Source organism: Stenotrophomonas sp. YJH_SMC_64, from assembly GCF_059371375.1.
In genome coordinates this window covers 139,511-163,153 of the sequence record NZ_JCAFUN010000010.1, presented here as the reverse complement: position 1 = coordinate 163,153, position 23,643 = coordinate 139,511, and the positions used below count along the sequence as shown (strand labels likewise).

The window sequence follows — 23,643 nt, the reverse complement described above, 5'->3', positions numbered from 1 at the left end:
TCTCGCTCAGTGCCGGGGCAGGTCCACCTGCAGGCCGGCGGCCTTCCATTCGGGGTAACCGGCGGCGAGCCGCTGCGCGGTCAGTCCGGCCTCGCGCAGCATCGCCACCGCATCGTTGGACAGCACGCAGTAGGGGCCGCGGCAGTACGCGACAATGTGGACGGCACGCGGCAGTTCGTCCATCCGTGCACGCAGTTCCGTAACGGGAATGTTCAGCGCGCCGGGCAGGTGGCCCAGATCGAATTCCTCGCGCGGCCGCACATCCAGCAGCACCACGCTGCTGCGTTGTTCCAGCAGCTGCTCCACGGTCAGTCCTTCCAGCGCATCGCGGCGCTGCAGGCTGTCGTGGATCACGCCGTGCATTTCGCTGCGCTGGTGGTCGGCATAGTCGCGCAGTGCGGCCAGCAGGTTGCCCAGCGGGCCATCACCGCTGCGATAGAGGATGCGCTTGCCGTCACGGCGGGTCTGTACCAGGCCGGCACGGCGCAGCTGCTGCAGATGCTGGGAGGTATTGGCCACAGACAGGCCGGTCAGTTCGGCCAGGCGTTCCACGGCGCGCTCGCCCTGGGCGATGTGCTCCAGCAGGGCCAGGCGATGGGCATGGCCGAGCGTGCGGGCGATCTCGGCCAAGGCCTCAAGCGGTGAGGGTGGTGGCTCTGTTGCAGCGTTCATGCGCGGCACGCTAGCATCGCTCTATCATTCAAGCAAATAATTGAAGGTTTGCGATATGTCTGGCCAGGCAACATTCGTGATGGATGCGGTGGTAGTCGGCGTGGGAGCGACCGCAGTAATGGACCTGTGGGCGGTGGTGCAGCGGCGGCTGTTCGGCATTCCCTCGTTGGATTTTGCGATGGTCGGGCGTTGGCTGGGGCACCTGCCACGCGGGCGCTTCCGCCACGATGGCATCGGCCGCTCGGCAGCGGTCGGTGGCGAGCGCGCGCTGGGCTGGACCGCGCATTACGTGATCGGTGTGGTGTTCGCCACGTTGTTGCTGGTCGTGGTCGGGAGCGATTGGGGGCAGGCACCCACCCTGTGGCCGGCGCTGGCCTTCGGCATTCTCAGTGTTGCCGCGCCGTTCTTCATCCTGCAGCCGGGCATGGGTGCCGGCATTGCCGCCTCGAAGACCCCGGCGCCGGGCAAGGCACGCCTGCGCAGCCTGGTGGCGCACAGCGTGTTCGGCGTGGGCATGTACCTTTCCGCGCTGCTGTTGGCTGCGGTTCGTGCAGCATGAGCGAGAATCGGCGGGGTCACCGGCAACAGGAACCCCCGGCATGGAAGCACCCAATCCCTTCACTGATGGCATGCCGCTACCGTGGGCATGGCAGGAAGCGTTGGCCGATGCGCGCGTCGAGCGGCAGTCGATCGGCGTGTCGCGCGCGGATGTAGCCCGTGTGCAACGGCCGGGGCAGGCCGATGCCTTCGTGAAGTCGGAAGTGATCGACGCCTTCAGTGAGCTCGGTGATGAGATCGCGCGCCTGCGCTGGCTGCAGGAACAGGGACAACCGGCACCAACGGTAATTGCCACCGCCGAAGAAGCGGGCCGGCGCTGGTTGCTGATGAGCGCGCTGCCCGGCCGCGACCTGGCTTCGTCGCCGGAACTCGCGCCGCAGCAGTTGGTGGAACTGCTGGCCGACGCGCTGCGCGGGCTGCATGCGTTGCCGCTGGCAGCCTGCCCGTTCGACCAGCGACTGGCCTCGCGCCTGCAGGCCGCGCAGGCCCGCGTCGAAGCGGGCTTGGTGGATGCCGATGATTTCGATGACGAACGCTTGGGCCAGAGTCCGCAGCAGGTCTTCGCTGAACTGTGCAGCACCCGGCCCGATCATGAAGATCTGGTGGTCAGCCATGGCGATGCCTGCCTGCCGAACCTGATGGTGGTCGAGGGGCGTTTCAGCGGTTTCATCGACTGTGGGCGACTGGGTGTTGCCGACCGCTACCAGGACCTGGCGCTGGCCGCGCGCAGCCTGGTCCACAACTTCGGCGACACGCGTTGGGTGGCGCCGTTGTTCCAGCGCTACGGCGCGGTGGCCGACGAGCGCCGGCTTGCGTTCTACCGCTTGCTCGACGAGTTCTTCTGAGCCCGCGCGTGGCTGGCGATGGCCGCGCAGATCAGGCCACCCACCACGCTCAAGTGTTCCAGCGCGAAGAACAGGGCCAGCTGCTGTTCCGCGCCGTGCTTGGTCCAGAAGGTATGCACGACGACGATGGTCAGCAGCATGAACACTGCCAGCGCGCCGCTGCCCAGCCAGAGCAGGCGATCAAGCAGCAGGCACAGTGAGCCACCCAGCAGCACCACGGCGCTGGCGAGGTTGAACAGCACAGGCGGTTGCAGCCCGGCGGCCTGCATTTCGGCCACGCTGTTGTCCCACGCCAGCAGCTTGGCCAGGCCCGAGGACAGGAACACCACGGCCAGCAGCAGCCGGGCGAGGAACCACAGCACGCGGCTGTCGAGCAGGGTGGCGATCATCCGTGGCATGCAGGAACTCCGGGTTGAGCGTGGGGCGGGCCGGGCAGCATCGGGCCTCAACCGCGGTTGAGGTCAAGGCTGGCTGAACGAAGCCCAATGGTGGTCGGGTTGTTGCCTTCTAATTGGACGAACGTTCGTTCACTATTTGCGCCATGAAGCGAGCCGACCGCAACGAGCAACGCATCGCGCAGATCCTGCAGGCCGCCCTGCAGTGCTTCCTCGCGAAGGGATTCCACCAGACCAGCATGCGTGACATCGCGCAGGCGGCCGGTGTCAGCCTGGGCAATCTCTACAACCACTTCCCGGGCAAGGAGGCGATCATCCTTGCCGTGGCGGTGGCTGAGAGCGAAGAACTGGCACCGTTGCTGCAGCGACTGGCCGCGTCCGAAGGCGAGCGCGCACAGGTGCTGGCTTTCCTTCGGGACTTCCACGCACTGTGCCGGCAGCCGGAATGGGCGACGCTCGCCGTCGAAGTGCTGGCCGAGAGCGCACGCAATCCGGCCGTAGCCGAGGCATTTGCGGCCAATCGCAGGCAGTTGCAGGCGGTCCTGGCCGAAGCGCTGCAGCAGGTGGCACAGCGCGAACGCCGGCGTCCCGTGTTGGCCCCCGCATTGCAGGCGCAGGTGCTGCTGGATGCCATTGAAAGCGATGCACTGCGTCGGGGGCTGGGCGAGGCCGGTGGCGGCGATGAGGCATCGCTGGATCTTGGCCTGCTCGCGCTGCTGCTCGGGGCGCGCGCATGAGTGCCGTTGACCGGCGATTGCACGGCCTTGATCTGGCGCGCTACCTCGCCTTGGCCGGCATGGTGCTGGTCAACTTCCGCCTGGCGATGGCCGTGCCGGCAGAGGGTGAGGGTTGGTTGGCAGGATTCTTCCATCTGCTGGAAGGCAAGGCGTCGGCGACCTTCGTCACCCTGGCCGGTCTTGGCCTGGTGCTGGCTACGCAGCGGCAGCAATGGTGGCCGGCCAGTGTGCAGACCTGGCGGCGCGCGCTGTTCCTGCTGGTGCTGGGCCTGCTCAACCTGACCCTGTTCCCGGCCGATATCCTGCACTACTACGCGGTGTATTTCGCGCTGGCCGTGGTGTGGCTGCGTGCCTCGCCGCGCGTGCTGCTGGCCAGCATCGTGGGCCTGGCGGCCTGTTCGTTCTGGGCGTTGCTGCATTGGGATTACAGCCAGGGATGGAACTGGCAGACGCTGGAATATGCCGGCCTGTGGCAATGGCCGGGCGCAGCCCGCAACCTGCTGTTCAATGGCTTCCACCCGTTGATGCCGTGACTGTGCTTCTTCCTGCTGGGGATGCTGCTGGCACGGCTTCAGTTGTCGCAGCCGCGGGTACAGCATGCATTGCTGGTGCTGGGGCTGCTGCTGATCGGGGCTGGACATGGCGTGCAGCAGCTTGCGCAGGGAACGCCCTGGCAGGTGTGGCTGGGAACGCAGCCGATGCCGCCGGGACCGGCTTATGTGCTTACGGGTGCGGGTGCGGCCTGCAGTGTCATCGCCGCCTGCCTGTGGCTGGCGCGTGTGCGACCGGGTGACTGGTTGGAGCCGTTCACCGCGGCCGGACGCATGACCCTGACCCTGTATGTGGGCCACATCCTGCTGGGCATGGGCACGCTGGAAAGCCTGGGCCTGCTCGATGGCAGCGCGTCGCTCGCATCGGTGCTGCTGTGGGCGCTGCTGTTCCTGATGCTGGCGACGGGCGCGGCCTGGCTATGGTCGTGGCAGTTCGCACGCGGCCCGCTGGAGACGGTGATGCGGCGCATCGCAGGCTAGTTCCCTGGTGGTGCTGAAGCGATGTTGTGACGGACATGTCTGTGCCGCGGCGAACGCATCTGCGATAGTGGTGGCAGGTAACACTTTCCGCTTGCATCCATGTCATTCGCTTCGGCGCAGCATCTCGGCGAAGTCCTGCAACAATCCTATGGCATCACTCCCACCGCCGTGGTGCCGCGCCCGGTGGGCGCCGACGCCAATGCCAGCGTGTATCGCGTCGATGCGCGGCACGGGCAGTGGTGGTTGAAATGCCGTACCTACCAGGTCGCCCCAGCGGTGTGGGACAGCCTGCATTGGATGCGCGGCACGCTGGGTATCGATGAGATCGTCGCGCCGTGGCCGGCGTTGACCGGTGGTGCGTCTGTGCAGCGCTGGGGATTGCAGTTCACCCTGTTCCCGTATGTGGAAGGCCAGTCCGGGTTCGAGGCGGCGTTGAGCCGCACGCAGTGGAAACGGCTGGGGGAGGTGCTGCGGCGGCTGCATGGCGCGCAGTTGCCGGCGGAACTGCAGCAGGCACTGCCGATCGTACGGCTGGAAACCGCGGCGCTGGAGACCGTCGGGCAATGGTTGGCCGGCGAGGGCCTGGCGGCCGCGAAGGACGGGCTGGGTCGCGCATTCGTTTCGGTATGGGATCAGCAGCATGCGCGCATCGCGGCGCTGCATGCGCAGGCACGGGAGCTGCTCGCGGCGTTGCAGGACGCGCCGGTAGACCTGCATCTGTGCCACACCGATCTGCATGCCGGCAACCTGCTGATGGGCAATGACGGGGGCCTGCACCTGATCGATTGGGATGGTCTGTCGCTGGCCCCACGCGAGCGTGACCTGATGTTCATCGGTGCCGCTGTTGGCGGGCGCTGGGGTCGCGAGAATCCACTGGGGTTCGAGGAGGGCTACGGCAGCGATCGCGGTGACCCGCGCTGGATCGCCGGGTACCGGCACTGGCGCATTCTGCAGGACCTGATCGAGTTCCAGCAGGTGCTGCTGGGCAGTGACGGAGAGGACCGATCGCCGCAGTTGCGCCGGCAGTCGCTGCACTACCTGGGGGAGCAGTTCGCACCGGGCAATGTGTTCGATGCGGCGGAGCGGGTATATCGCGCGCTGGATCAGGTTCCAGGCCGTTGCCAGCATCGCCCCGAGTAGAGTCGACTGTTGGTCGACTATCGCGCGCAGCGCGGTTTCTGCCCGCTCCGAACGAAAAGCAGTCGACTAACAGTCGACTCTACCCATGGCCTGTCCATGCACGACCCGTGGCTTGCCTGTGCAGGCCCCATGGCTTGTCCATGCAGATGGTTTTCATTCGGCGGGCTTGGCCGCTGCCGAGGCCGCCGCGCTTGCGGCGCGGCGCGACAACACGGCTTCGCGGTGGGCGATGTAGGCGTTGGCGGCGAGGATGATGCCGGCACCGATGAGCGTCCAGCGATCCACGCTTTCGTTGAACAGCAGCCAGCCGAGCAGCGTTACCAGCGGCAGCTGCAGGAAGCTGATCGGGGTCAGCGCCGAGACTTCACCGAGGCGCAACGCCCGCGTCCACAGCAGCTGACCGACGGTGCCCAGCACGCCGGTGGCCAGCAGCCACAGCCACGCCATGCCGGAGGGCCAGACCCAGACGAACAGTGCCGGGACCAGCGACAGCGGCACCCAGAACACGTAGGTGTAGAGCACCACGGTGTCAGCGCTGTCGACACGGGTCAGCTGCTTGATCTGGATCGCCACCAATGAGCTGAGCACGGCGGCTGCCACCGCTACCAGGCTGCCGGCGGTGAAGCCGGCGGTACCGGGGCGCACGATCACCAGCACACCGATGAATCCAACCACCACCGCGGCCCAGCGGCGTATACGCACGGTCTCGCCCAGCCACAGCACGGCGGCGATGGTGACGAACAACGGCGTGGAGTACGAGAGGGAAACCGCCTGCGCCAGTGGCAGATGGCCCAGTGCCCAGAACGCGCACAGCATCGAACCCAAGCCAATTGCACTGCGCACGAAATAACGCGGCAGCTGCTGCGTTTTCAGTGGTGCATGGCCGGGGCGCAGCAGCATCGGCAGCAACGCGAGCAGGCCAAAGGCATTGCGAAAGAACGCCACTTCCTGGGTTGGTACGTACCGGGTGGCGTAGCGGATGGCGACGGCCATCAGGCCGAATGCCATCGTGCTGCCGAGCATCAGCAGCGCCGCCCGCATCGGGGTGGCGCTGGGGGAGAGGGCGGGGGTGTTCACCACTGTGCGCCGAGCAGGCGGGGCTCCGGTTCGATCGGCACGCCGAACTTCTCCAGCACCGAAGCGGAGATGCGTCGCGCCAGCGCCAGCAGTTCAGCACCGCTGGCATTGCCATGGTTGACCAGTACCAGCGCGTGGCTGGGGGCCACGCCGGCATCGCCTTCGCGGAAGCCCTTCCAGCCGCAGGACTCGATCATCCATGCCGCCGAGACCTTGCGCTTGTCGTCCTGCTCGGCCGGGAACACGGGCAGGTCGGGGAAGTGCTGCAGCAGGACGTCGACCTGTTCCAGCGGCAGCACCGGGTTCTTGAAGAAACTGCCGGCGTTGCCCAGCACATCCGGGTCGGGGAGCTTGCGGCGGCGGATCGCGATCACCGCGTTGGCCACGTCCACTGCGCTCGGCAGCTCCACGCCCTGTGCCTGCAGTTCCTCGCGGATGCCGGCATAGTCCATGCGCAGGTCGTGCAGCAGCGGCAACTTCAGTTCGATGGCGGTGATCAGGTAGCGGTCCATCTGCTGCTTGAACACGCTGTCGCGGTAGGTGAAGCGACACTGCTCGTTGTCCAGCCGTACCCAGGTTTGTTCCTGGCAGTCCCAGGCCTCGACCGCCTGGATGAACTCGCCGACCTGCGCACCGTAGGCGCCGATGTTCTGGATCGGCGCGGCACCGGCGGTGCCGGGAATCAGGGCCAGGTTCTCCAGCCCGGACAAGCCTTCCTGCAGCGACCACATCACCAGGCCATGCCAGGGGACGCCGGCCCCGGCGCGGATCACTGCGTGGTCAGCGCGGTGTTCCAGGAAACTGATGTCACGGTTGCCGAACACCAGCACGGTGCCCGGCAGGTCTTCGGCGATCAGTACGTTGCTGCCGGCACCCAGTACCAACAGGGGACCGCTGGCCACTTCGGGCAATGCCAGCACTTCCGGCAGCAGTGCGGCATCGTGCAGTTCCAGCAGCTGCGCGGCGCTGGCCTGCACGTGGAAGGTGTTCAGCGCCTGCAGTGGCGCATTGCGGGTGAGCGTCCAGCGCAGCGGGGCGTTGCCGTCGACGGTATCCATGGGCGCGCTCACAGTGGGGCCACCGCGCCGCGGCTCGGCGCTTCGCGGCGGCGACGGATCGCCTCCACGCATTCGGAGACCAACGCCGGGCCACGGAAGATCAAGCCGCTGTAGCACTGCACCAGCGCCGCGCCCGCGGCCATCTTGGCCACCGCATCGGCACCGGACAGGATGCCTCCGACACCCACCAGCGGTACCGATTCGGGCAGGCGCGAGCGCAGACGGCGCAGCACCAGGGTGGACTGCTCCAGCACCGGCGCACCGGACAGGCCGCCGGCCTCGTTGGCCAGCGGATCGCCGGCCACCTTGCTGTGGTCGATGGTGGTGTTGGTGGCGATCACGCCGTCCACCTGCAGTTCGCCCAGCACGCGCGCGGCGGCATCGATGTCGCGGTCACTCAGGTCCGGTGCCACCTTGACCAGCATCGGCACGCGGCGGCCGTGGCGCGCCGCGAGGTCTTCCTGGCGGTCACGCAACTGGCTGACCAGCTGGCGCAGCGCGGTCTCTTCCTGCAATTCACGCAGGCCGGCGGTGTTGGGCGAGGAGATGTTGACGGTGATGTAGTCCGCCAGCGGATACACCTTGTCCAGGCAGGCGATGTAATCGTCCACCGCCTGTTCGTTCGGGGTGTCCTTGTTCTTGCCGATGTTGATGCCGAGCAGGCCGCGGCGGTTGCGCGCGCGCTCGACATTGCGCACCAGCGCGTCCACGCCCGCATTGTTGAAGCCCATGCGGTTGATGATCGCGTTGTGTTCCGGCAGGCGGAACAGGCGCGGCTGCGGGTTGCCGGCCTGCGGGCGCGGGGTGATGGTGCCGATCTCGACGAAGCCGAAGCCGAGCGCGAACAGCGCATCGATGTGCTCGCCATTCTTGTCCAGGCCGGCGGCCAGGCCGACCGGATTGGGGAAGGTCAGCCCGAACACCGTGCTGGGCATCGGCGCGATGCGTGCGGCCAGCAGCGGCGTGGTGCCGGTGCGGTAGGCCAGGTCCAGTGCGGACAGGCCGAGGCCGTGGGCGCGCTCGGCGTCGAGCGAGAACAGGAAGGGGCGGGCAAGCGAATACATGCGTCGGTTCAGTCCAGCGTGCCGAGGAAGGCTCGGGTTCGATATTCAAAAGCGACCTGGCCGTCGACCGCGTGGGCGGCGAACAGGTCCTGCAGAGCGTCGATCATCGGCGCGTGGCGAGGATGACCGGATTGGGGTGCGTAGGAGGAGGACAGCAGGCGCCCGCGCAGGGCGTCGAAGTCCAGATGCTGTACGTTCGGCAACTCCACCATGCCGCGCAGGCCGCGGCCGAACCAGGCCTGCATGGTGGCATCGTCCTGGTAGCGCTCGGCCACCGCGGTGTAATCGGTGCCGTAGTCCAGCAGCAGCTGTTCATAGCCGATCAGGAATGGACTGGCATCGAGCAGGCGCGAATTCCAGTAGATCAGTGCCAGGCCACCGGGGCAGAGGATGCGCTGCCACTCGGCGCGCACTGCCACGGTGTCGAACCAGTGGAACGCCTGCGCGACGCTGACCAGATCGATGCTGGCATCGTCCAGGCCGGTGGCCTCGGCGCGGCCATCGACGGCGGAAAAGCCCGGATACTGCGGTGCCAGCCACTCTTCGGCGGCGGCGCGCATGGCGGCGTTCGGCTCGACCGCCACCAGCGGATGACCGCTGGCCAGAAACTGACGGCTGGAAATGCCGGTGCCAGCACCGATGTCGGCGACACGGGCCTGGTGACTGACATCCATCGGGCCGTGCAGCCATTCCAGCAGCGCGGGCGGGTAATCGGGCCGGTAGCGGACGTAGTCGGCGACGCGGCTGCTGAAGCGTTCAGTGCTGTCGGAGGTGGTCATGGCGTCAGTTCGACACCGCGGCCAGCCACGCCAGGCCACCGAAGAACAGGATGAAGACCAGGATGGCGGCAAGTACCGCGCCGACCATCACCCAGCCCAGCACCAGGCCGGTAACGGCCAGGCCATCACCTTCCAGTTCGTGCGGGCGGCGGCGGATCTCGGCGCGGGCCATGTGGCCGGTGATGATGGCCACGATGCTGGCCACGAAGGGCAGGACGGTCCAGCTGGCGATGCCCATGACCAGGCTGACCACGGCCAGGGCGCTTGTCTGTCGGGGTGCCACGCTCATCGGGGTCCTCCTTGGCAGTGTGCACATGATAGTGCCTCTGCCCGGGCAATCCCATGCCCGGCGGATGCGATGGCAGGCGTGGACCCTGGTGGGCGAACGAGGTGCCAGCCCTGGTAGGCGCCGACCTTGGTCGACGAAAGGCATGCCAACCAAGGTTGGCAGCTACCGGAGTGCCGGTATCAGCCCATCAACACCTGGCCGCCATCCACGTTGAGCACGCTGCCGGTGACCCAGCGCGCCAGCGGCGAGCACAGGAACAGGGCGGCGTCGGCAATTTCGCGCGGATGACCGAAGCGGCCGAACGGAATCTTCGCCAGGGTGCCGTGGTACAGCGCCGGATCTTCGGTGCGGCGGCGATCCCACAGGCCGTCATCGAACTCGATCGAGCCCGGCGCGATCGCATTGACCCGGATCCGGTCCCTGGCCAGCGCCAATGCCTGCGACGTGGTGTAGTGCGACAGCGCGGCCTTTGCGGCGGCGTAGGGCGCGCCACCGGGGCGCGGCTGCTGTGCGGCGATCGAGGACAGGTTGAGGATGCAGGCATCGCTGGATGCGCGCAGCCATGGCAGTGCCAGGCGCGAGGCCCGTACCGCCGCCATCAGGTCGATCTGCAGGCTGGCGGCCCAGCCATCCTCGTCGTCGGCCATGCCGTAGCCGGTAGCGTTGTTGATCAGTACATCGATGCCGCCGAGTGCATCAGCAGCGGCCTGCAGCCAGGCCTGGATCTGGCCGGCGTCGGCCAGATCGGCGGAGACGGTATGCAGCGGGGTGCCCTGTGCCTGCGCATCGGCACGCAGGGCATCCAGTCCGGCCTGGCCGCGGGCGCAGACCGAGACCTGCGCACCGGCGCCGGCGAATGCCAGCGCCATTTCACGACCGATGCCCTTGCTGCCGCCAGCGATCAGCACGCGGCGACCGGTGAAATCGAGGGTCGGAGCCCCATTGGGGATCCGGCCCTGGGCAGGGGTCAGATCCCCGGAGGCGCTCTGACCCGCAGCCATGGCAGAAACGTCCGCCATCACAGATCGAACTTGATGCCCTGGGCCAGCGGCAGCGAGTCCGAATAGTTGATGGTGTTGGTCTGGCGGCGCATGTAGACCTTCCAGGCGTCCGAACCGGACTCGCGGCCACCGCCGGTGTCCTTTTCGCCACCGAAGGCGCCACCGATCTCCGCACCGGACGTGCCGATGTTGATGTTGGCGATGCCGCAGTCGCTGCCAGCGGCCGACAGGAACTTCTCGGCAGTCTTCAGGTTCTGGGTGAAGATCGAGGACGACAGGCCCTGCGGCACGCCATTCTGCATGTCGATGGCTTCATCGAGGGTGTCGTACGGCATCACGTACAGGATCGGCGCGAAGGTCTCGTGCTGGACCACGGCATCGCTGTTCTTCAGGCCGGAGACAATCGCCGGCAGCACGAAGTTGCCGGCGCGGTCGATGCGGGTGCCGCCGGTTTCGATGGTGCCGCCTGCAGCCTTGGCCTGGGCGATGGCATCGAGGAACTGCTGCACGGCGCCGTCGCTGTTCAGTGGGCCCATCAGGTTGGCCGCATCGGTCGGGTCGCCGATCTTGCCTTCGACCTGCTTGTAGGCCTTGACCAGAGTGGCCAGCACGTCGGCGTAGATCGAGCGGTGCACGATCAGGCGGCGGGTGGTGGTGCAGCGCTGGCCGGCGGTGCCGACAGCGCCGAACACGATGCCCGGCACGGCCAGCTTCAGGTCGGCGGTTTCGTCCAGGATGATGGCGTTGTTGCCACCCAGTTCCAGCAGGCAGCGGCCGAGGCGGCGCGCGACCTTCTCGTTGACGGTGCGGCCGACCTGGGTCGAGCCGGTGAAGCTGATCAGCGGCACGCGACGGTCATCGACCATCTTTTCCGACAGCGCGGTGCCCGCATCGTTGATCAGGAAGAAGATGTCCGGGAAGCCGGCTTCGCGCAGGGCGTCGTTGCAGATCTTCAGCGAGGCGATGGCGGTCAGCGGCGTCTTGTTGGACGGCTTCCAGATGCACACGTCGCCACAGATGGCGGCCAGGAACGAGTTCCAGCTCCACACCGCGACCGGGAAGTTGAAGGCAGAAATGATGCCGACCAGGCCCAGCGGGTGGTACTGCTCGTACATGCGGTGGCCGGGGCGCTCGGAATGCATGGTGTAGCCGTACAGCATGCGGCTCTGGCCCACGGCGAAATCGGCGATGTCGATCATCTCCTGCACTTCGCCATCGCCTTCCGGCTTGCTCTTGCCCATTTCGAGGGCGACCAGCGAGCCCAGGGCGTCCTTGTGCTTGCGCAGCGCTTCACCGCACAGGCGCACGGCTTCACCGCGGCGCGGGGCCGGCGTGGTGCGCCAGACCTTGAAGGCTTCCTGGGCGCGGGCGACGACGGTCTCGTACTCGGCCTCGGTGGTCGCGCGGACCTGCGCGATCGGCTCGCCGGTGGTCGGGTTGACCGGGGTGATCAGCTCACCGCTGGTCGCGCTCGACCACTCCCCGTTGCCCAGGTACGTGCCAGCGTTGATCGCGTCCAGGCCAAGGGACTTGAGCAGCTCGGAAGACATGCAGACTCCTGTGTTTCGTTACGTTGTTTGGTGCCATCGCGGGCAGGTGGGGGGCGCGATGAACTGAATCGCCGATGGTAGCAGAGCGGCCTGTCCGGCCATGGTGCAACGCGCCAGCGAAATCGGGTGGAACATGAATGCTTGGAGGGCAGGGTGTGTTGCCTGTAAACTTCCCGGCTGCATGGCCCCGTAGCTCAGCTGGATAGAGCGTCCCCCTCCTAAGGGGAAGGTCGCCCGTTCGAATCGGGCCGGGGTCACCAGAATCAGTCACTTAGGCAGACTTAGTGGCGAGCATTTCCCACTGTTTCCTGCATATCCACAGGATTTGGTCCCAGTGGTCCCAGTGGTCCCAGTGGTCCCAGCGCTGCGGATCAGTACTTGAGCTTCGCTACGGCGCCATCGTCGCCCTCAGGCGTTAGGTGAGCGTAGAACTTCTCGGTCGTGGCGTAATCAGCGTGCCCGGCCAGAATCTGCACCCGTCGCAATGGCACTCCGGCCATGACCATGTGGGCGCAGAAGGTGTGCCGCAGCCGGTGGAGGCTGCCACCGATTCCCGCACGTTTGGCATCTGAGGCGAACCAGTCGGACAGTGTGTCCCTGTGCACGGCCACCAGCGGATCGGGTAGGTGGCGAAGCGCCCAGCGCGCATACCGATTCAGCGGCACCTCGCGCCACTTGCCCGACATCGTGCGTCCCTGGCCACCTTCGTCTGGATCGCTTTCGATCCTGAGCCTGCACCCGGCCACCGCATCCTTGCCCATTCCAACCACCTCACCGCGGCGCAGACCCGTGTGGGCCATGAACAGCCACAGAGGCGCCCGAGAGGGGTTCGCCCGGTATAGCTTGCGCATCGCGGCCCGGTCGTAGAACCGCACCGCCACGCTACGCACGCCTCGCGGAGCCCTGGTTTCCTCCAGCGGGTTGAAGTCCAGTTCCTTCCACTGCACCCCACGTCGGAACGCGGCCTGCAGCCTACGCACCTCCTTGCCCACGGTCTCTGGTGCCACCTTGTCCTTGGTCAGGCGATCTGTCTTGTATGACTCCATTTCCATCGGGCGCAGGGTGTCGATCGGTCGATGGCTGAAGCGAGCAATGAACAGTCGGACCTCGCTCTTTGCCTTGCCGTGCGTAGTCGGGTGTTCCGCCTTGTACCAGTCCAGGTACGCCTCCAGGAAATCCCTGACAGTGGGCAGCCGGGGGAGGATGCGCACACCATGAGTCAGTTCCGCTTCTTTCGCTGCTCGTACGCGCTCAGCCTCGCGTGGGCTGACGCGACCAATGGCGACACGGCTTCGCTTGCCGCCTTCCCGCCAGTTGAGGTACGCGGCGACATCGCGCCAGAAGATTGTGACCTTGACCATTGCTTGGAGCCGTAGATTGCAGAGTAGAGGGCAGCCTTCTCGTAGAGCTTCTTGCCCATGAAATTTCGTGGTTCGATGCCGTAGTCGGCGATGTTCGAATCGAACTGGCTTCGTGAAACCCCGCAGTAGTGCGCGGCCTCGTCCACGGTGAGCCAGTCCTTTCCGACGATGTCTAGCTTTTCAGCAGCTCCCATCGAGTCCTCCTTCAGTTCGCGGCCAGCGCAGCGCGCAGCTGCTCGGTGGCCTGGGTTGCTGCATCGCGCATGCGCAGAACCTCTGCGCGAAGGCAGATCACTTCATCGGCCGCGACCACCAGCTGCTCGCGCAGCACGTCCTTGGCCGGCTGCCTCATGCGGCGCGGTTCGCGGGGGAAGAGCTGGGCGTTCATGCGGCAGCCCCGAACAGGTCATCGTTCTTTCGAAATGCCGGTTCGAGCTTCATGCAATACCCTTCGAGCCCACAGGCGGCCAGCTGCCGCGCGTTGGATTCCCCGTAGGCTATGAGGACGGACGGTGCCCGTCGCTCATTGCTGGTTTGCCGTCTGGTGAACAGAACGCGATGCGGCCGCGCAAGAACAGAACTGCGTGGGCCCGTGGCCAGACCTGATCCTGGAACATGGTCGTCTCGGTTCGTGCAAAAACCAGAGCCACACCGTTCCCATGTTCCGCCATCCGCTGAAGCCAGCGAACGGCTTGGGCCCCATATGGCGGATTGCACCACACCCGACCTTGCCACTCCGCCGTCAGGCCGTCCCCGGGCAACTCGATGTGCCTGGCGGCCGACGGCCAAGGGCGTGGCGAAGGGGCTGCGCAGGGGTCGAGGTCGAAGGGACCGAGCGCGGCGAGGATGTGTGGCGGCGTGAGCCACGTTTCCTTGTTGAAGCCGCCGCCGTCGGCGTTTCCAAACTTATTGGCCATGAGCTCACCTCCGCCAGCACCAGCGCAGCCCGGCGCGCGCGGCAAGGCATGCGCGGCTGATCGCCCACAGGGTGGCGATGCCGGCCGCAAACCCGGCCAGGGCGAACACGTGGACCATTGCGGCGGTGAGCAGCTGGTCAGTCATGGGCAATCTCCGAGAGACGCGCAGTCGTGGCAAATGGATTACTAGGCAGGATGGAGCAGTGGGCAGCCCCAATGTGCAGATTCCGATGGTTGCCCGTCGCCGAAAGCGCGCCGTTATCTGGTTTAGCGCTGAGCGCCGTGTCAGACACGGCGGCTCTCCATGGCAGAATGGCGTCTCCACCATATGGAAATGGCCAGATGATCGTTGCTGAAGTCATGGTTCCTTGCTTCAATTTCGCGCCCACCTGTCGACTTGACTGGACGGCCGTGTCTGCTATCGGTGGTTGGGCTGCTGCCATTGCCACATTTCTCGCGGTGTACGTTCCCGCTCGCAACTACAAGGTGGATAACGAGAGGCGTGCCACGCGAGAGCGTCAGATCTCGTTTATCGAAATCAATCGTCTTCTTCCGAAAATCCTCGACGTGCGGGATCAAACTAAGACGATTAAGAACAAGATCCTGCCTGAAATACCGAAGGCCTTGGCCGCTGGGGCCGACGCCAAGACTGTCTCAGGTCTTCTGAGGGTTAAGGGGCAAGTTCCATTTGTCATCCTCTCTGATGGCCTGGAAATGATCTCTATTGGTGTCTCCAATTTGCAGTCCAGCCTTGATGTGCTGAATGCCTTTCTGGACGCCGGCGAGGAGATTGATATGTATGGTAATCATCCTTTTCATAGACTCTCTGATTACACGACGGCTCTTGACAACGTGGAGCTCGCCGCCCAGAACGTCTTGCTCGCGATAAAGAAGCTCACCGGTATTGACCTTGGAGGCCACGAACAAGGGAGTTGAGTGTCTGTGGTTCAGCGATCAGCATTGATTGGATCGCATGATCGCGCGCCGCGGCGGTCGGTCAGGATCATGTCGCGGTTGCTGGTCTCGCTCCAGACGACGGTAGTTCGTCAGAGCCGTTCCTACACTTAGACCCGCTCGTTCCGATGGATGAAGGTCATGGCAGAATCGGCTCCAGCACAGAGAGGGGGACCATGGGATGGCTCTGGGATTTAGTGAATGCCTTTCGATGAAGGCGGAGTGCGCGACGTTCTGGGCGGGGTGGGGAGCCATCGCCACCGCAGCCGTGGGTCTGGTGACTGTTCTGGTTGCTTTCCTTGCGTGGCGCACATCCCGGCAAGCCGCAACTATCGCTGCGAGGCAACACCTGGACTCTCAGGTTCTGTGGAAGGCACAAGCCCGAATCGTTGGACGCCTTTTGCTTCACGAAGTGACCGCTGTGCCGAAGAAGATCCAGACCTACGCGGCTGAACTTGACGCATTGCCCACACTCGACCCGAGCAGGGTCAAAGATTGGCGCGCCGTGAAAAACGCAGTTGAGCGCCTCGCCGAACCTTTGTTGCCCAGCGCGGAAGCCATCGCCGAGCGGATCCACTACCTGTCCGTAGATCTCGGCGCGGACCTGGCGACGATGATCAGCCACAGCAGGGATATCAACGCGGCTGCCTGCCACATCGCCGCGCACATCCACGAGCACCAGCCGATACCGACGATCATGGCTACACGTATCAGCGTCTCGTACACCGGCAGGCGGATGGCTTTGGAGGTGCTGCGGCAGCAACTTCAATTCGTGGCTAGCATCGCTCCTGATCTGGTCGATCGCTTCCGCGAGGAGGTTCTCAGCGAAAGCGAGCGCACCGAGGGACAGGAAAGAATCCCGGTCGCTTAAATTGCTTACTCTGCCAGCCCCATCGCAACTAGGTCGATCTCATCCACCTGGTCGCGAAGGTGGCGGCGCGCGCGGCGCAGGTGCCTGGCGATCACTGCGCGGTCTTCTTGGGCAAAGAAGGTCTCTGCGTGCATGTGCAGCGCACGGCGGTGGTCGCGGCGGTACAGGCGCCAGGTGATTGCGCTGCCGTCGACGGTTGGGAACCGGCCCCAAGCGAAGCCCAGCGTCTCCTTGGGCGCGCGGCGTTCGATGTGGCGGCTCATGCCTTTGCTGCCTTCTTACCACCGCGGCGACCGTGTCGAGCCTCAACCACCTGCCTGCGGCTGATCGTGCTCTTGTCGATGCCGCTTGTGCCCGAGATTTCGACCTTGCCGCCGGCGGCCTTGAAGCGTGCGATGTCACTCGCCAGCTTCTGCCGGGCCTGGTCCTTTTCGCGGTCGGTCGCGCCACTGAAGACGGGCTTCACGTGGATGCTGGTCATGCTGCTGCTCCTTCGTAGACCCAGCGGCGCACCGTCCCGAACGGGACACCCAGCGCGGCGCTGATCTGGTTGACGGTGTTGCCGCTGGCCCGGAGCTGCCGGGCGCGGCGTTTAGTGGTGGCCGGCCAGTACCGGGCATGACGCTGGCGCGGTACCGGCATCCCTTGGCAGCGGGCCATGTCTTGAACCGCACGGGGCGAGCGTCCGAGGGCATCCGCGACGGTCATCGCGTCGCGGCCCTCCATCTGGCGCAGGGCCTGCAGTTCGCTGGTGCGCCAGAGCTCCATCACGCGGCCAGCGGGTACTGGTCGGCCGCATCCTGCAGACCGTGGATCATGGCCCGGCACATGTCCGGGAACTGCGCCTGGTCGTAGAGCTTAGTGGCACCGGTGGGATTGATCGGCTTGAACCCCAGCAGGGCCAGACCGTCGGCGCTGATCAAGAGCGGGGCGATGCGCGCGTTGATGTCGCCCGGCTTGATCTTGGCGACCTCGCGCGGCGCGGCGTTCGGTGCCGGGGTGCTGGCCATTGCCGTCGGAGCGCTTCGCGCCGGTGCCGCAGTCGCTGCCGGCGCGGCTGCCACCGGTTCGGTCTGCTGCTGGGCCGCTGCCTCTGCCGCGGCGTCGGCTGCCGCCTTCTGTGCGCGGGCAAGGCGCGTATGGTGGCTGAGAGGTATGGCGGTTCGTTAACGATTCGACAGTATCGCTATGAGCTAGTCAAGGCCCTAGACTGGATCCGGGGCCGAATGGCGGTGTGACGTCAGGGGAAGATCATGGCAGGCGATCCTGCGGCGGAGAATGCAGCAAATGTGAAGAGTGGCACTCCAACGTCCGGTGGAGGGGCATTCTATGGTTTTGGCCGTTGGCTCGTAGGAGTGGTTAGACCTTGGGGAGTATTCCTGAAGGTCGTTCTGGACCCCTATACTTTTCTACTCATAGCCGTCGGCGTCGTGCTGGGCTGGTTCGGACCCAAAGCTGTAGGTGAGAACTACAATGCCTTGCTGCAAATCGTTGTCGCTGTGGTAACGGGCGTGGTCGGGGCGAGGATCTCGACAGCGATGGCAGCTATCAACCAAGACGGTAAGCTATATGCAAGTGGCCGGATGGCTGTGCGTGGTCTGCGTTTGATTCTGACCAAAACGCTTGCGCTGGAGCGAAGGGTCGCCACTTTCGTTGCTGACTCTCAGAAGCAGCAGGTTCCAGAGGTCCGAGCTCAAGTCGCTATGCGCAACCTTGATGAAGTGCTCGAATCAATCCGGACGCTCCAGCTAGAAGTAGTTGGGTCGATCGAGAATTGGGTGGATGTCGTCCCCGATGCTGATGTTTCGAAGATATTCATGGCGGTAGGGGAGCTCCGTGACCAGCTGACCCAGAAGGACGAACAGCTCCGCGAAGCTGTGGAAAGCAAAGAGCGGCTCGAGAGTAAAGGTGAGACTGACACGCAGGCACTCAAACATGCAGAAAACCGCATTCGTGAGCTTGAGCGCGACAAGGCCGGGCTAGCAAATCAGATGCATTCGCTCAAGCAAGCCGCCACCCAGGGGTCGCAGTCCACCAGCGTCATGAATATGCTGACATTGGGCGATTACTTGAATCGAGTGGAGAATTCGCGCAAGGTCAGAAACCAGCGTTCTGAGATTACAGATCTTTCGCAAGCCATCCTCCCGATGAACGAGACTGGCGAGAAGGCCGGCTTGCATGAGGAGCTGGGTCGCCCCATCCCGAAGTGATTGACAGTGACGTTAGGAAATGAACTAATTCTGCAACTGTCAATAATTGTCCCTGAAGCCCCGGCCCTGCGCTGGGGCTTCTGCGTTTCCGGGACCCGAACACCGATCAACCTCCGCGCCGAAAGCCCCTCCGCTCGCCGTGAGGCGATTGGGGTTGGCGACAACGCAGGCGTGCGGTCTGCGCACGGCCTTTAGAGGCCGGGCAGCGCCTAGGCAGCGGTGGTGATCGGCCCTCTGCGCCCGCAGCCCCCCCGGACCAACCACATCCTCGCGCATCAGCCGGTTGCGGGGCGGGCACCTATGCAGGAGAGACCATGGTGAGCACCGAAACCGTAGCGGCCGCCATGGGCGCCGGCCAGTACGCGCAGCCGCTGGGGGATGCGTGCATCCAGTTCGGTACTGTGACCGTGCTTCAGAAGGCGCACTTCTTGGCTCAGGAAGGCCGCAGGAGGCGCCAATGGGCGCCGCTGAAAGGCTCGATTTATCAGTGGAGGATTGGCTGACCGTTGACGAAGCCGCCCACTACTGCGGCGTCTCCAATAGCCAGTTCAGGAAGAACGCCATGTGCTATGGGCTCACTCCCGCCGCTTCATGGGAAAGCAGTTGTACGAAAAGGCGGCGCTCTATGCCGCGATCGAAGGTGCAGAGGAATGGCAAAGGTTCGACTCTACTGGCGCGGCAGCAAGGCCCACCTCGACTGGGCGGAAGGCGGCGAGCGCTTTCGTTGGTCCATTGGGCAACCTGACGCCCGTGAGGCGGAGAGAATACGTGCCGCGAAAGAAGCAGAACTGACCCAAGGGGGGGGGCGGATCTCGGCGCGCCTGCCAAAGGTCCGCGACTACTTGGAGTGGTATCTGGACTGGTACGAGGCCAGGTTGCTAGACGACAAGGCGGCAAAGGAAACTGTGGGGAAAGGCAGCAGATCCGAGCACCGTGGCTCCTGGCGCTGACCGGTCGCTCGCCGATTTGTTGGATGCACTGGCTAGGCAGGTTCACCACGGTGAGCATCTGGAGGGGGATGCGGCGCAACAGCTTCTGGAGCCGGGCGCAACTCTGCTCATGGTGTTCGGCCCTCGGCTCGCGAATGGGTAGAGGAATGCTCGCCACTAGGTAGTTCTGGAAGCGGCAAACCTGGTGCTTCGGACGTGGGCGATGGAATGGCTCAACTCGGGAAAGCCTGGGGAGACCCGGCATGATCGAGCGATTGCCAGCAATCGCGGCTTGGCGGCTGTGCTGGGGGAGCTTGAGGCTGAGCGGAAACGCTAGAGCGCTCATGCGAACAGATCCAGTTGGGCCGGCAGTGCCGGTGCGCGCGGCGGCTCCGGCAGTGGGGCGGGGCGGTGGCGCGCAAACGCGCGCGCTGAGCGGCGTTGAACGAGAACCAGTAGCCCCGAGGCCATGCCGCCGCGCTCGCGCCTCGCTGAGGAAGACGCGCGCTGTGTGCTTGGCCTGTACAGCGGTGAGCAGCCGGTCACCCATGGCAGCTCTCCACGCGCCATGGCGTGGCAGAATGCCGGCGAATCCACAGGGGGATCAGCGAATGAGTATGCTGGATGGCGTCAGTCAGTGCTGGTGGCTCGGCAGTAAATGTCTGGTTGACTGGGATGCATGGTCGGCAATTGGGACGTTCTTTGCCGCGTTTCTGGCGCTGCAAATATCGCTTCGAGAACAGAGACGCAGACGGGAAGAAGCGCTGGAACGAGCCCTTGGCCTGTCCACGCTCTTGGAGCCCGATGTTCAGGAGTGGCACGAACGCATTCGGAAGTTGCGGCACCACATCCAACACGATCACGCCCAAGCGATTAATGAAAGCTTTGAGGCAGAGGGCGGTGACGTTCTTCAAGCTCCGGCTTCCGTACGAGAAAACCTCCATCGCATCCACGAGCTGCACAAAGCGGCCCAAGGACTTGCGGTCGCGGTGGCCTGCGCTGTCGCGGCCAGGAAAATGAAGTACCAAGTTAGAAGTGCGCTGCGACCTGGCGCTGAAGATCGGATTCTGATTTTGAACATTCTGGACACGCATCTGGAGATTGCGGACACGGAGCTGGAGAAAGCCCTCGAAGAGATCAACGCACGTATATTCGCGGGGCCTAAGAAGAGGCCGCGGTGGGCTCCATGGCGGCGCTGGTGAGAGCCGTTGAAGCCATACGGAAGAAAGGTCGCTTGCGTCGCTGTAGGCCTTGTAGGTCGTCCACGGTAGCGGTGGCAGCACATGCTCCAGCCTGGCCGTCCCACCGAGCCACACGTCCGCTTGGGTCGTCTTGTGGTTGCTCATGCATGCATGTCCTTGCTGTGGGTGGAGCGCTCGCTGTGCGCGGGGAGGTGTTCCCAGCGTTCGGCTTCGCCCAGGTAGTACTCATGGCGTTCCTGTCGGACGGTGGCGGTGAACTGCACGTGGTGCAGTCCGCGCTCGGCGGCTGCTCGGTTGGCCGTTGCCATGCGGGCTGGGTCGTGATCGAGGATGTCGAGCTGGCTATGCACAGCACGCCTCCGGGCACCGGGCCATGGCAGAATGCGGCCGAGTCCAAAGGGGGATCAGGGAATGAGCATGCTGGACGGCGTAATTCAGTGCTGGCCGCTTAGCAGTACTTGTGAGGTGTGGTGGGACGCTTGGGCTGTTGGTGTGGCAATGGGTGCTGCGGAAATTGCTCTCCTCGGCGCTATCGCGGTTGCGTATCTCGCTTATCAGGCCAACGAGCTCTCTCAGACTAGTCAACGAGAGGCTAGGGAAAAGGCGGCGACTGCTGAGCAACGTGAAATGGAAGAGAGAGCTCGTCAGGAGCGGGTCATTCTTTCCTTTCTTTCTGCTGAGCTCGAAGCCGTCGTCCGATGGTCGACGGCTTGTATTAGCTTGATGGAAGACGGGAGAGCTTTCGCTTTCGAAGAGTTCATTGCGAGCAAATCTGCACGTAAGACAATGTCCGATCAGGCGCATAGCCTCAGTGTCGAGAATGCTGGGCGGATGCTTCCGAGTTTCCACGTTTGTAGCCCCGCCATAGGGCTGAGGCTTGGACGGTTGCTGGGCGACCTCTACATTCAAAGGAGCTCGTTTTCTTCCTACAGCAATTGGCCCGACGTTGGACAAACGGAGGATGGGTTCACTGTGAGGCGAGCGGAGTGGCAAGTCTCGTTCAATCTCACCCTGTCCAGGCTTCGACGGATCCGATCCGACGCAGAGCATTGCTCTGCCGCCGCATTCGAAGTTGCGCTGCAGGACCCCGCCTGAGGTTCCTGCGCTCAGACCGCAGCATGCTGTGGCGGCAGTAGGCAAGCGCACCGCTGCTGCAATGCGGGCGAGGTCGTGATCGAAGATGTCGAGGTGGTTGCGCACGCTGGACTCCTGGGATGGGTTGCCGGCCGGTGGAGCCCGGCCGGCGCGGGCTCCCTGCGCTACAGGGGGAGAGCGCAGGGCAGGGGGGCAGTGGGTGGGGTGATGGGCGGGGTGCCGCCGGCCATGGCGGCGAAGAAGTCGTAGTCGGTCACGGCTGGCCGCCTATAACGCGAACGCTCGGCTTGCCGGCGACTTCGACGGGCCGGCCGATCTTCGTGCCGGGTTACGAGCAGGACAATCCGGGCGGTGCGCCGGATCGTCTGCTGAACCGCGATATCCAGATCAACCAGCACGCCCCGCCCCGGCCGCAGGCGCCACCTCGATCGCGTTCGGCGACTTCAGCTACTACGAGATCCGCGACGTGATGGCAGTGACCCTGTTCCGCTTCAACGACTCGGCCTATGTGAAGAAGGGCCAGGTGGGCTTCATGGCCTGGATGCGCTCTGGCGGCAACCTGGTTGACGTGGGCGGCGCGGTGAAGACCTTCAAGCACGGCGCTGCGGCTTAACTGCCTCGGCCCACGAACGGAGGGACGCCCCAGCGCGGGCGTCCCTCGGAGACCATCATGGCAAAGCAGAAGAACACCTCCGCGCAGGCGGCCAATGCCGTCGACCAGCGCCTGCTACGCGATCGCAAGTTCCGCGCGGGCCGGGAGACCCGCGGCGAGCTGAAGCAGCCGCGCGAGGAATCGCAGCACCGCCTCATCCACAAGATCGGACACCTGATGGTCGACATCGTCGAAGGCGGGGAGCAGCTGGGCGCGCACGATGCGGTGAAGCGTCTGCAGCTGGACGCTGACGTCTGCTGCGAGATCGTGGAAATGGACGCCACCCCAGTGATCGCCGCGGTGCTGGACGCCTGCGAGGCGCCTCTGGGTGCAGGCGCCCGCAAGGTGCCGGCCGGCGCGCTGCCGGAAATCCGCACCATCCCGGTCAAGCGCGCAGAGAGCCTGTCATTCGGCGAGATGGAACAGGCCCGGTTCCAGGAGCTGTTCGACGGTCTGACCGAGTACATCGGCCGCCGCTACACCCATGTGATGCTCGACGACGTGCGCGCCGAGTTCTGGAAAATGGCCGGGCAGAACAGGAGAGTGGCGTGAAAGAATCAATCAGAGGGATTAAGCGCGGAAGGGCGGAAGAAAAACGCCTCGATGCGATTCTGCGAAGTGGTCAGAGCCGCCAGCGTGTCCCAGAGCAGGCCATAGAACTTGCTCTTGCTGTAGGTGGCCATTCGAGATTTATACAGAGGGCCGCTTTGAAGGTGCTCGACGGTGGCGCCGGTGACGATCATCAGCTCGCGAGCGCGTGTGACGTTGTAGATCGCGCGCTGGAGGCCTTCGGCTGCAGGGCCAAGTTCATGAATTCGCGAAATCACTGCGGTGATAGCTGGTGGAATGTTCAGTGCACTCTCAGCGAGCGGACCGATCACGCAGGCATCTTCACCGAGAGACTGCGCGTGTTCGTCCGGATCCTCGTCGGTCCACACAGCATTGTTTCTTTCGGCAAACTCTTGGATGTGTGGCAGCAGCATCAGCCCCAGGCTGCGCGCCTTATCGGCCATCTCGCGCTCTTGTTTTCTCTCAGTCAGATAGTGCTGAGCCGAAGGAACTGCAACAGCGATAAGGATGGCCACGATGCTACCAATGGCCTGAACCCACGCGGGCGCGTCTTTGCCAAGCGATATCTGTCCGGTCAGGGACAGCAGCCCAAGAGCTGCACCGAAGCCCGCCGTGATCAGCGCGACGTACAGCAGCACCGTGATCCAGTTGATCCGATTCCTCGAGCCCATGTCGATATTTCCCCC

Annotated in this window: 33 protein-coding genes, 1 tRNA gene and 1 pseudogene; 14 read left to right on the top strand and 21 right to left on the bottom strand. The window is 64.7% G+C overall.

Features of this window, described 5'->3' with window-relative positions; translation table 11 throughout:
* Positions 1-6 precede the first annotated feature (6 nt).
* A complete protein-coding gene (locus AC5P9L_RS12695) occupies positions 7-672 on the bottom strand; it encodes an ArsR/SmtB family transcription factor (RefSeq protein WP_005409356.1) in 666 nt (221 codons plus the stop codon).
* Positions 673-727: 55 nt separating this feature from the next.
* Here AC5P9L_RS12695 and AC5P9L_RS12690 point away from each other — a divergent pair, with 55 nt between their 5' ends.
* On the top strand, positions 728-1,231 hold the full coding sequence (locus AC5P9L_RS12690; RefSeq protein ID WP_012479998.1) for a DUF2938 domain-containing protein: 504 nt from the start codon (positions 728-730) through the stop codon (positions 1,229-1,231).
* Positions 1,232-1,271: 40 nt separating this feature from the next.
* Positions 1,272-2,075 (top strand): APH(3')-II family aminoglycoside O-phosphotransferase, encoded by an 804-nt coding sequence (locus AC5P9L_RS12685; protein WP_171968861.1) that lies wholly within the window; start codon positions 1,272-1,274, stop codon positions 2,073-2,075.
* On the opposite strand, the gene AC5P9L_RS12680 is transcribed toward AC5P9L_RS12685, so the two are convergent.
* Positions 2,048-2,473 (bottom strand): DoxX family protein, encoded by a 426-nt coding sequence (locus tag AC5P9L_RS12680; protein WP_099497622.1) that lies wholly within the window; start codon positions 2,471-2,473, stop codon positions 2,048-2,050. The genes AC5P9L_RS12685 and AC5P9L_RS12680 overlap by 28 nt on opposite strands.
* A gap of 143 nt (positions 2,474-2,616) precedes the next feature.
* Between AC5P9L_RS12680 and AC5P9L_RS12675 the strand changes: the two genes are divergently transcribed.
* From AC5P9L_RS12675 to AC5P9L_RS12665, 3 genes and pseudogenes are all read left to right on the top strand, one after another.
* Positions 2,617-3,207 carry a TetR/AcrR family transcriptional regulator gene (locus AC5P9L_RS12675; protein WP_024956902.1) on the top strand — a complete coding sequence of 197 codons (591 nt, stop codon included), beginning with the start codon at positions 2,617-2,619 and terminating at the stop codon, positions 3,205-3,207.
* Positions 3,204-4,238, top strand: a pseudogene (locus AC5P9L_RS12670) (DUF418 domain-containing protein). The gene AC5P9L_RS12675 and the pseudogene AC5P9L_RS12670 overlap by 4 nt, the downstream one beginning before the upstream one ends.
* Before the next feature lie 99 nt (positions 4,239-4,337).
* Complete coding sequence (locus AC5P9L_RS12665) at positions 4,338-5,378, top strand: aminoglycoside phosphotransferase family protein (protein ID WP_171968863.1); 1,041 nt, start codon at positions 4,338-4,340, stop codon at positions 5,376-5,378.
* Positions 5,379-5,531: 153 nt separating this feature from the next.
* Here the strand turns inward: AC5P9L_RS12665 and AC5P9L_RS12660 are convergent, their stop codons facing one another.
* The 7 genes from AC5P9L_RS12660 to amaB all read right to left on the bottom strand — a co-directional run bounded on the left by AC5P9L_RS12660 (position 5,532) and on the right by amaB (position 12,196).
* On the bottom strand, positions 5,532-6,419 hold the full coding sequence (locus AC5P9L_RS12660; protein WP_032966688.1) for a DMT family transporter: 888 nt from the start codon (positions 6,417-6,419) through the stop codon (positions 5,532-5,534).
* A 32-nt stretch (positions 6,420-6,451) separates the two neighbouring features.
* Positions 6,452-7,513, bottom strand: coding sequence for a UDP-N-acetylmuramate dehydrogenase (gene murB, locus AC5P9L_RS12655; RefSeq protein ID WP_005409364.1), 1,062 nt, complete (start codon positions 7,511-7,513; stop codon positions 6,452-6,454).
* A gap of 8 nt (positions 7,514-7,521) precedes the next feature.
* Positions 7,522-8,577, bottom strand: coding sequence for a quinone-dependent dihydroorotate dehydrogenase (locus AC5P9L_RS12650; protein ID WP_005409365.1), 1,056 nt, complete (start codon positions 8,575-8,577; stop codon positions 7,522-7,524).
* 8 nt (positions 8,578-8,585) lie between these two features.
* Positions 8,586-9,356, bottom strand: a complete 771-nt coding sequence (locus AC5P9L_RS12645; protein ID WP_049396305.1) for a class I SAM-dependent methyltransferase — start codon at positions 9,354-9,356, stop codon at positions 8,586-8,588.
* A 4-nt stretch (positions 9,357-9,360) separates the two neighbouring features.
* Entirely contained in the window at positions 9,361-9,645 is a 285-nt protein-coding gene (locus tag AC5P9L_RS12640) for a DUF4190 domain-containing protein (RefSeq protein WP_005413144.1), read from the bottom strand.
* A 179-nt stretch (positions 9,646-9,824) separates the two neighbouring features.
* Positions 9,825-10,664, bottom strand: coding sequence for an SDR family NAD(P)-dependent oxidoreductase (locus AC5P9L_RS12635; protein ID WP_495230630.1), 840 nt, complete (start codon positions 10,662-10,664; stop codon positions 9,825-9,827).
* Positions 10,664-12,196, bottom strand: coding sequence for an L-piperidine-6-carboxylate dehydrogenase (amaB, locus tag AC5P9L_RS12630; protein WP_005413146.1), 1,533 nt, complete (start codon positions 12,194-12,196; stop codon positions 10,664-10,666). The genes AC5P9L_RS12635 and amaB overlap by 1 nt, the downstream gene beginning before the upstream one ends.
* Positions 12,197-12,379: 183 nt before the next feature.
* Here amaB and AC5P9L_RS12625 point away from each other — a divergent pair.
* Positions 12,380-12,456, top strand: a tRNA-Arg gene (locus tag AC5P9L_RS12625).
* A 111-nt stretch (positions 12,457-12,567) separates the two neighbouring features.
* Here the strand turns inward: AC5P9L_RS12625 and AC5P9L_RS12620 are convergent.
* The 5 genes from AC5P9L_RS12620 to AC5P9L_RS12600 all read right to left on the bottom strand — a co-directional run bounded on the left by AC5P9L_RS12620 (position 12,568) and on the right by AC5P9L_RS12600 (position 14,619).
* Positions 12,568-13,407 (bottom strand): tyrosine-type recombinase/integrase, encoded by an 840-nt coding sequence (locus AC5P9L_RS12620; protein WP_495230629.1) that lies wholly within the window; start codon positions 13,405-13,407, stop codon positions 12,568-12,570.
* Between the two features lie 8 nt (positions 13,408-13,415).
* Positions 13,416-13,751, bottom strand: a complete 336-nt coding sequence (locus AC5P9L_RS12615; protein WP_227415225.1) for a hypothetical protein — start codon at positions 13,749-13,751, stop codon at positions 13,416-13,418.
* An 11-nt stretch (positions 13,752-13,762) separates the two neighbouring features.
* Positions 13,763-13,945, bottom strand: coding sequence for a hypothetical protein (locus AC5P9L_RS12610; RefSeq protein ID WP_062605956.1), 183 nt, complete (start codon positions 13,943-13,945; stop codon positions 13,763-13,765).
* Between the two features lie 109 nt (positions 13,946-14,054).
* Complete coding sequence (locus tag AC5P9L_RS12605; RefSeq protein WP_196757850.1) at positions 14,055-14,474, bottom strand: DNA N-6-adenine-methyltransferase; 420 nt, start codon at positions 14,472-14,474, stop codon at positions 14,055-14,057.
* Between the two features lie 4 nt (positions 14,475-14,478).
* Complete coding sequence (locus AC5P9L_RS12600) at positions 14,479-14,619, bottom strand: hypothetical protein (protein WP_171968965.1); 141 nt, start codon at positions 14,617-14,619, stop codon at positions 14,479-14,481.
* A gap of 197 nt (positions 14,620-14,816) precedes the next feature.
* On the opposite strand from AC5P9L_RS12600, the gene AC5P9L_RS12595 reads away from it, so the two are divergent.
* On the top strand, positions 14,817-15,410 hold the full coding sequence (locus AC5P9L_RS12595) for a hypothetical protein (RefSeq protein ID WP_049431021.1): 594 nt from the start codon (positions 14,817-14,819) through the stop codon (positions 15,408-15,410).
* A gap of 199 nt (positions 15,411-15,609) precedes the next feature.
* Positions 15,610-16,299 (top strand): hypothetical protein, encoded by a 690-nt coding sequence (locus tag AC5P9L_RS12590; protein WP_111118520.1) that lies wholly within the window; start codon positions 15,610-15,612, stop codon positions 16,297-16,299.
* Between the two features lie 5 nt (positions 16,300-16,304).
* Here the strand turns inward: AC5P9L_RS12590 and AC5P9L_RS12585 are convergent, their stop codons facing one another.
* Genes AC5P9L_RS12585 through AC5P9L_RS12570 form a run of 4 tightly spaced genes read right to left on the bottom strand, consistent with a single transcriptional unit; the run spans position 16,305 to position 17,309 of the window.
* Complete coding sequence (locus AC5P9L_RS12585; protein WP_049431013.1) at positions 16,305-16,562, bottom strand: hypothetical protein; 258 nt, start codon at positions 16,560-16,562, stop codon at positions 16,305-16,307.
* On the bottom strand, positions 16,559-16,780 hold the full coding sequence (locus AC5P9L_RS12580; RefSeq protein WP_049431011.1) for a hypothetical protein: 222 nt from the start codon (positions 16,778-16,780) through the stop codon (positions 16,559-16,561). The genes AC5P9L_RS12585 and AC5P9L_RS12580 overlap by 4 nt, the downstream gene beginning before the upstream one ends.
* Entirely contained in the window at positions 16,777-17,067 is a 291-nt protein-coding gene (locus AC5P9L_RS12575; RefSeq protein ID WP_049431006.1) for a hypothetical protein, read from the bottom strand. Before AC5P9L_RS12575 ends, AC5P9L_RS12580 begins: the two co-directional genes overlap by 4 nt.
* The gene (locus AC5P9L_RS12570; protein ID WP_062605950.1) at positions 17,067-17,309 is read right to left on the bottom strand and encodes a hypothetical protein; all 243 of its coding nucleotides are present in this window, start codon (positions 17,307-17,309) and stop codon (positions 17,067-17,069) included. Before AC5P9L_RS12570 ends, AC5P9L_RS12575 begins: the two co-directional genes overlap by 1 nt.
* Positions 17,310-17,552: 243 nt before the next feature.
* Between AC5P9L_RS12570 and AC5P9L_RS12565 the strand changes: the two genes are divergently transcribed.
* The 3 genes from AC5P9L_RS12565 (at position 17,553) to AC5P9L_RS12555 (ending at position 19,459) form a co-directional block, all read left to right on the top strand.
* A complete protein-coding gene (locus AC5P9L_RS12565) occupies positions 17,553-18,509 on the top strand; it encodes a hypothetical protein (protein WP_146257174.1) in 957 nt (318 codons plus the stop codon).
* A gap of 317 nt (positions 18,510-18,826) precedes the next feature.
* Entirely contained in the window at positions 18,827-19,012 is a 186-nt protein-coding gene (locus tag AC5P9L_RS12560) for a hypothetical protein (RefSeq protein WP_146257105.1), read from the top strand.
* A 147-nt stretch (positions 19,013-19,159) separates the two neighbouring features.
* Entirely contained in the window at positions 19,160-19,459 is a 300-nt protein-coding gene (locus tag AC5P9L_RS12555; RefSeq protein WP_188246264.1) for a hypothetical protein, read from the top strand.
* 521 nt (positions 19,460-19,980) lie between these two features.
* On the opposite strand, the gene AC5P9L_RS12550 is transcribed toward AC5P9L_RS12555, so the two are convergent.
* Both AC5P9L_RS12550 and AC5P9L_RS12545 read right to left on the bottom strand, forming a co-directional pair.
* Complete coding sequence (locus AC5P9L_RS12550) at positions 19,981-20,784, bottom strand: hypothetical protein (RefSeq protein WP_146257106.1); 804 nt, start codon at positions 20,782-20,784, stop codon at positions 19,981-19,983.
* Positions 20,781-20,990 (bottom strand): hypothetical protein, encoded by a 210-nt coding sequence (locus AC5P9L_RS12545; protein ID WP_227415223.1) that lies wholly within the window; start codon positions 20,988-20,990, stop codon positions 20,781-20,783. Before AC5P9L_RS12545 ends, AC5P9L_RS12550 begins: the two co-directional genes overlap by 4 nt.
* A 61-nt stretch (positions 20,991-21,051) precedes the next feature.
* Here AC5P9L_RS12545 and AC5P9L_RS12540 point away from each other — a divergent pair, with 61 nt between their 5' ends.
* From AC5P9L_RS12540 to AC5P9L_RS12530, 3 genes are all read left to right on the top strand, one after another.
* Entirely contained in the window at positions 21,052-21,735 is a 684-nt protein-coding gene (locus AC5P9L_RS12540; protein WP_062605942.1) for a hypothetical protein, read from the top strand.
* Positions 21,736-21,994: 259 nt separating this feature from the next.
* The gene (locus tag AC5P9L_RS12535) at positions 21,995-22,348 is read left to right on the top strand and encodes a phage major capsid protein (RefSeq protein ID WP_227415237.1); all 354 of its coding nucleotides are present in this window, start codon (positions 21,995-21,997) and stop codon (positions 22,346-22,348) included.
* A 57-nt stretch (positions 22,349-22,405) separates the two neighbouring features.
* Positions 22,406-22,939: a hypothetical protein gene (locus AC5P9L_RS12530; protein WP_062605940.1), complete on the top strand. Its 534-nt coding sequence runs from the start codon at positions 22,406-22,408 to the stop codon at positions 22,937-22,939.
* A 5-nt stretch (positions 22,940-22,944) separates the two neighbouring features.
* Here AC5P9L_RS12530 and AC5P9L_RS12525 read toward each other — a convergent pair whose 3' ends face one another.
* The gene (locus tag AC5P9L_RS12525) at positions 22,945-23,595 is read right to left on the bottom strand and encodes a hypothetical protein (protein WP_146257112.1); all 651 of its coding nucleotides are present in this window, start codon (positions 23,593-23,595) and stop codon (positions 22,945-22,947) included.
* Positions 23,596-23,643 lie beyond the last annotated feature (48 nt).

What these genes read in the sequence shown, in the direction of transcription:
- AC5P9L_RS12695 (WP_005409356.1), bottom strand. Translation starts at nt 672, where the DNA reads ATGAACGCTGCAACAGAGCCACCACCCTCACCGCTTGAGGCCTTGGCC.
- AC5P9L_RS12690 (WP_012479998.1), top strand. Translation starts at nt 728, where the DNA reads ATGTCTGGCCAGGCAACATTCGTGATGGATGCGGTGGTAGTCGGCGTG.
- AC5P9L_RS12685 (WP_171968861.1), top strand. Translation starts at nt 1,272, where the DNA reads ATGGAAGCACCCAATCCCTTCACTGATGGCATGCCGCTACCGTGGGCA.
- AC5P9L_RS12680 (WP_099497622.1), bottom strand. Translation starts at nt 2,473, where the DNA reads ATGCCACGGATGATCGCCACCCTGCTCGACAGCCGCGTGCTGTGGTTC.
- AC5P9L_RS12675 (WP_024956902.1), top strand. Translation starts at nt 2,617, where the DNA reads ATGAAGCGAGCCGACCGCAACGAGCAACGCATCGCGCAGATCCTGCAG.
- AC5P9L_RS12665 (WP_171968863.1), top strand. Translation starts at nt 4,338, where the DNA reads ATGTCATTCGCTTCGGCGCAGCATCTCGGCGAAGTCCTGCAACAATCC.
- AC5P9L_RS12660 (WP_032966688.1), bottom strand. Translation starts at nt 6,419, where the DNA reads ATGCGGGCGGCGCTGCTGATGCTCGGCAGCACGATGGCATTCGGCCTG.
- murB (WP_005409364.1), bottom strand. Translation starts at nt 7,513, where the DNA reads ATGGATACCGTCGACGGCAACGCCCCGCTGCGCTGGACGCTCACCCGC.
- AC5P9L_RS12650 (WP_005409365.1), bottom strand. Translation starts at nt 8,577, where the DNA reads ATGTATTCGCTTGCCCGCCCCTTCCTGTTCTCGCTCGACGCCGAGCGC.
- AC5P9L_RS12645 (WP_049396305.1), bottom strand. Translation starts at nt 9,356, where the DNA reads ATGACCACCTCCGACAGCACTGAACGCTTCAGCAGCCGCGTCGCCGAC.
- AC5P9L_RS12640 (WP_005413144.1), bottom strand. Translation starts at nt 9,645, where the DNA reads ATGAGCGTGGCACCCCGACAGACAAGCGCCCTGGCCGTGGTCAGCCTG.
- AC5P9L_RS12635 (WP_495230630.1), bottom strand. Translation starts at nt 10,664, where the DNA reads ATGGCGGACGTTTCTGCCATGGCTGCGGGTCAGAGCGCCTCCGGGGAT.
- amaB (WP_005413146.1), bottom strand. Translation starts at nt 12,196, where the DNA reads ATGTCTTCCGAGCTGCTCAAGTCCCTTGGCCTGGACGCGATCAACGCT.
- AC5P9L_RS12615 (WP_227415225.1), bottom strand. Translation starts at nt 13,751, where the DNA reads ATGGGAGCTGCTGAAAAGCTAGACATCGTCGGAAAGGACTGGCTCACC.
- AC5P9L_RS12610 (WP_062605956.1), bottom strand. Translation starts at nt 13,945, where the DNA reads ATGAACGCCCAGCTCTTCCCCCGCGAACCGCGCCGCATGAGGCAGCCG.
- AC5P9L_RS12605 (WP_196757850.1), bottom strand. Translation starts at nt 14,474, where the DNA reads ATGGCCAATAAGTTTGGAAACGCCGACGGCGGCGGCTTCAACAAGGAA.
- AC5P9L_RS12600 (WP_171968965.1), bottom strand. Translation starts at nt 14,619, where the DNA reads ATGACTGACCAGCTGCTCACCGCCGCAATGGTCCACGTGTTCGCCCTG.
- AC5P9L_RS12595 (WP_049431021.1), top strand. Translation starts at nt 14,817, where the DNA reads ATGATCGTTGCTGAAGTCATGGTTCCTTGCTTCAATTTCGCGCCCACC.
- AC5P9L_RS12590 (WP_111118520.1), top strand. Translation starts at nt 15,610, where the DNA reads ATGGCTCTGGGATTTAGTGAATGCCTTTCGATGAAGGCGGAGTGCGCG.
- AC5P9L_RS12585 (WP_049431013.1), bottom strand. Translation starts at nt 16,562, where the DNA reads ATGAGCCGCCACATCGAACGCCGCGCGCCCAAGGAGACGCTGGGCTTC.
- AC5P9L_RS12580 (WP_049431011.1), bottom strand. Translation starts at nt 16,780, where the DNA reads ATGACCAGCATCCACGTGAAGCCCGTCTTCAGTGGCGCGACCGACCGC.
- AC5P9L_RS12575 (WP_049431006.1), bottom strand. Translation starts at nt 17,067, where the DNA reads ATGGAGCTCTGGCGCACCAGCGAACTGCAGGCCCTGCGCCAGATGGAG.
- AC5P9L_RS12570 (WP_062605950.1), bottom strand. Translation starts at nt 17,309, where the DNA reads ATGGCCAGCACCCCGGCACCGAACGCCGCGCCGCGCGAGGTCGCCAAG.
- AC5P9L_RS12565 (WP_146257174.1), top strand. Translation starts at nt 17,553, where the DNA reads ATGGCAGGCGATCCTGCGGCGGAGAATGCAGCAAATGTGAAGAGTGGC.
- AC5P9L_RS12555 (WP_188246264.1), top strand. Translation starts at nt 19,160, where the DNA reads ATGGCAAAGGTTCGACTCTACTGGCGCGGCAGCAAGGCCCACCTCGAC.
- AC5P9L_RS12550 (WP_146257106.1), bottom strand. Translation starts at nt 20,784, where the DNA reads ATGAGCAACCACAAGACGACCCAAGCGGACGTGTGGCTCGGTGGGACG.
- AC5P9L_RS12540 (WP_062605942.1), top strand. Translation starts at nt 21,052, where the DNA reads ATGAGCATGCTGGACGGCGTAATTCAGTGCTGGCCGCTTAGCAGTACT.
- AC5P9L_RS12530 (WP_062605940.1), top strand. Translation starts at nt 22,406, where the DNA reads ATGGCAAAGCAGAAGAACACCTCCGCGCAGGCGGCCAATGCCGTCGAC.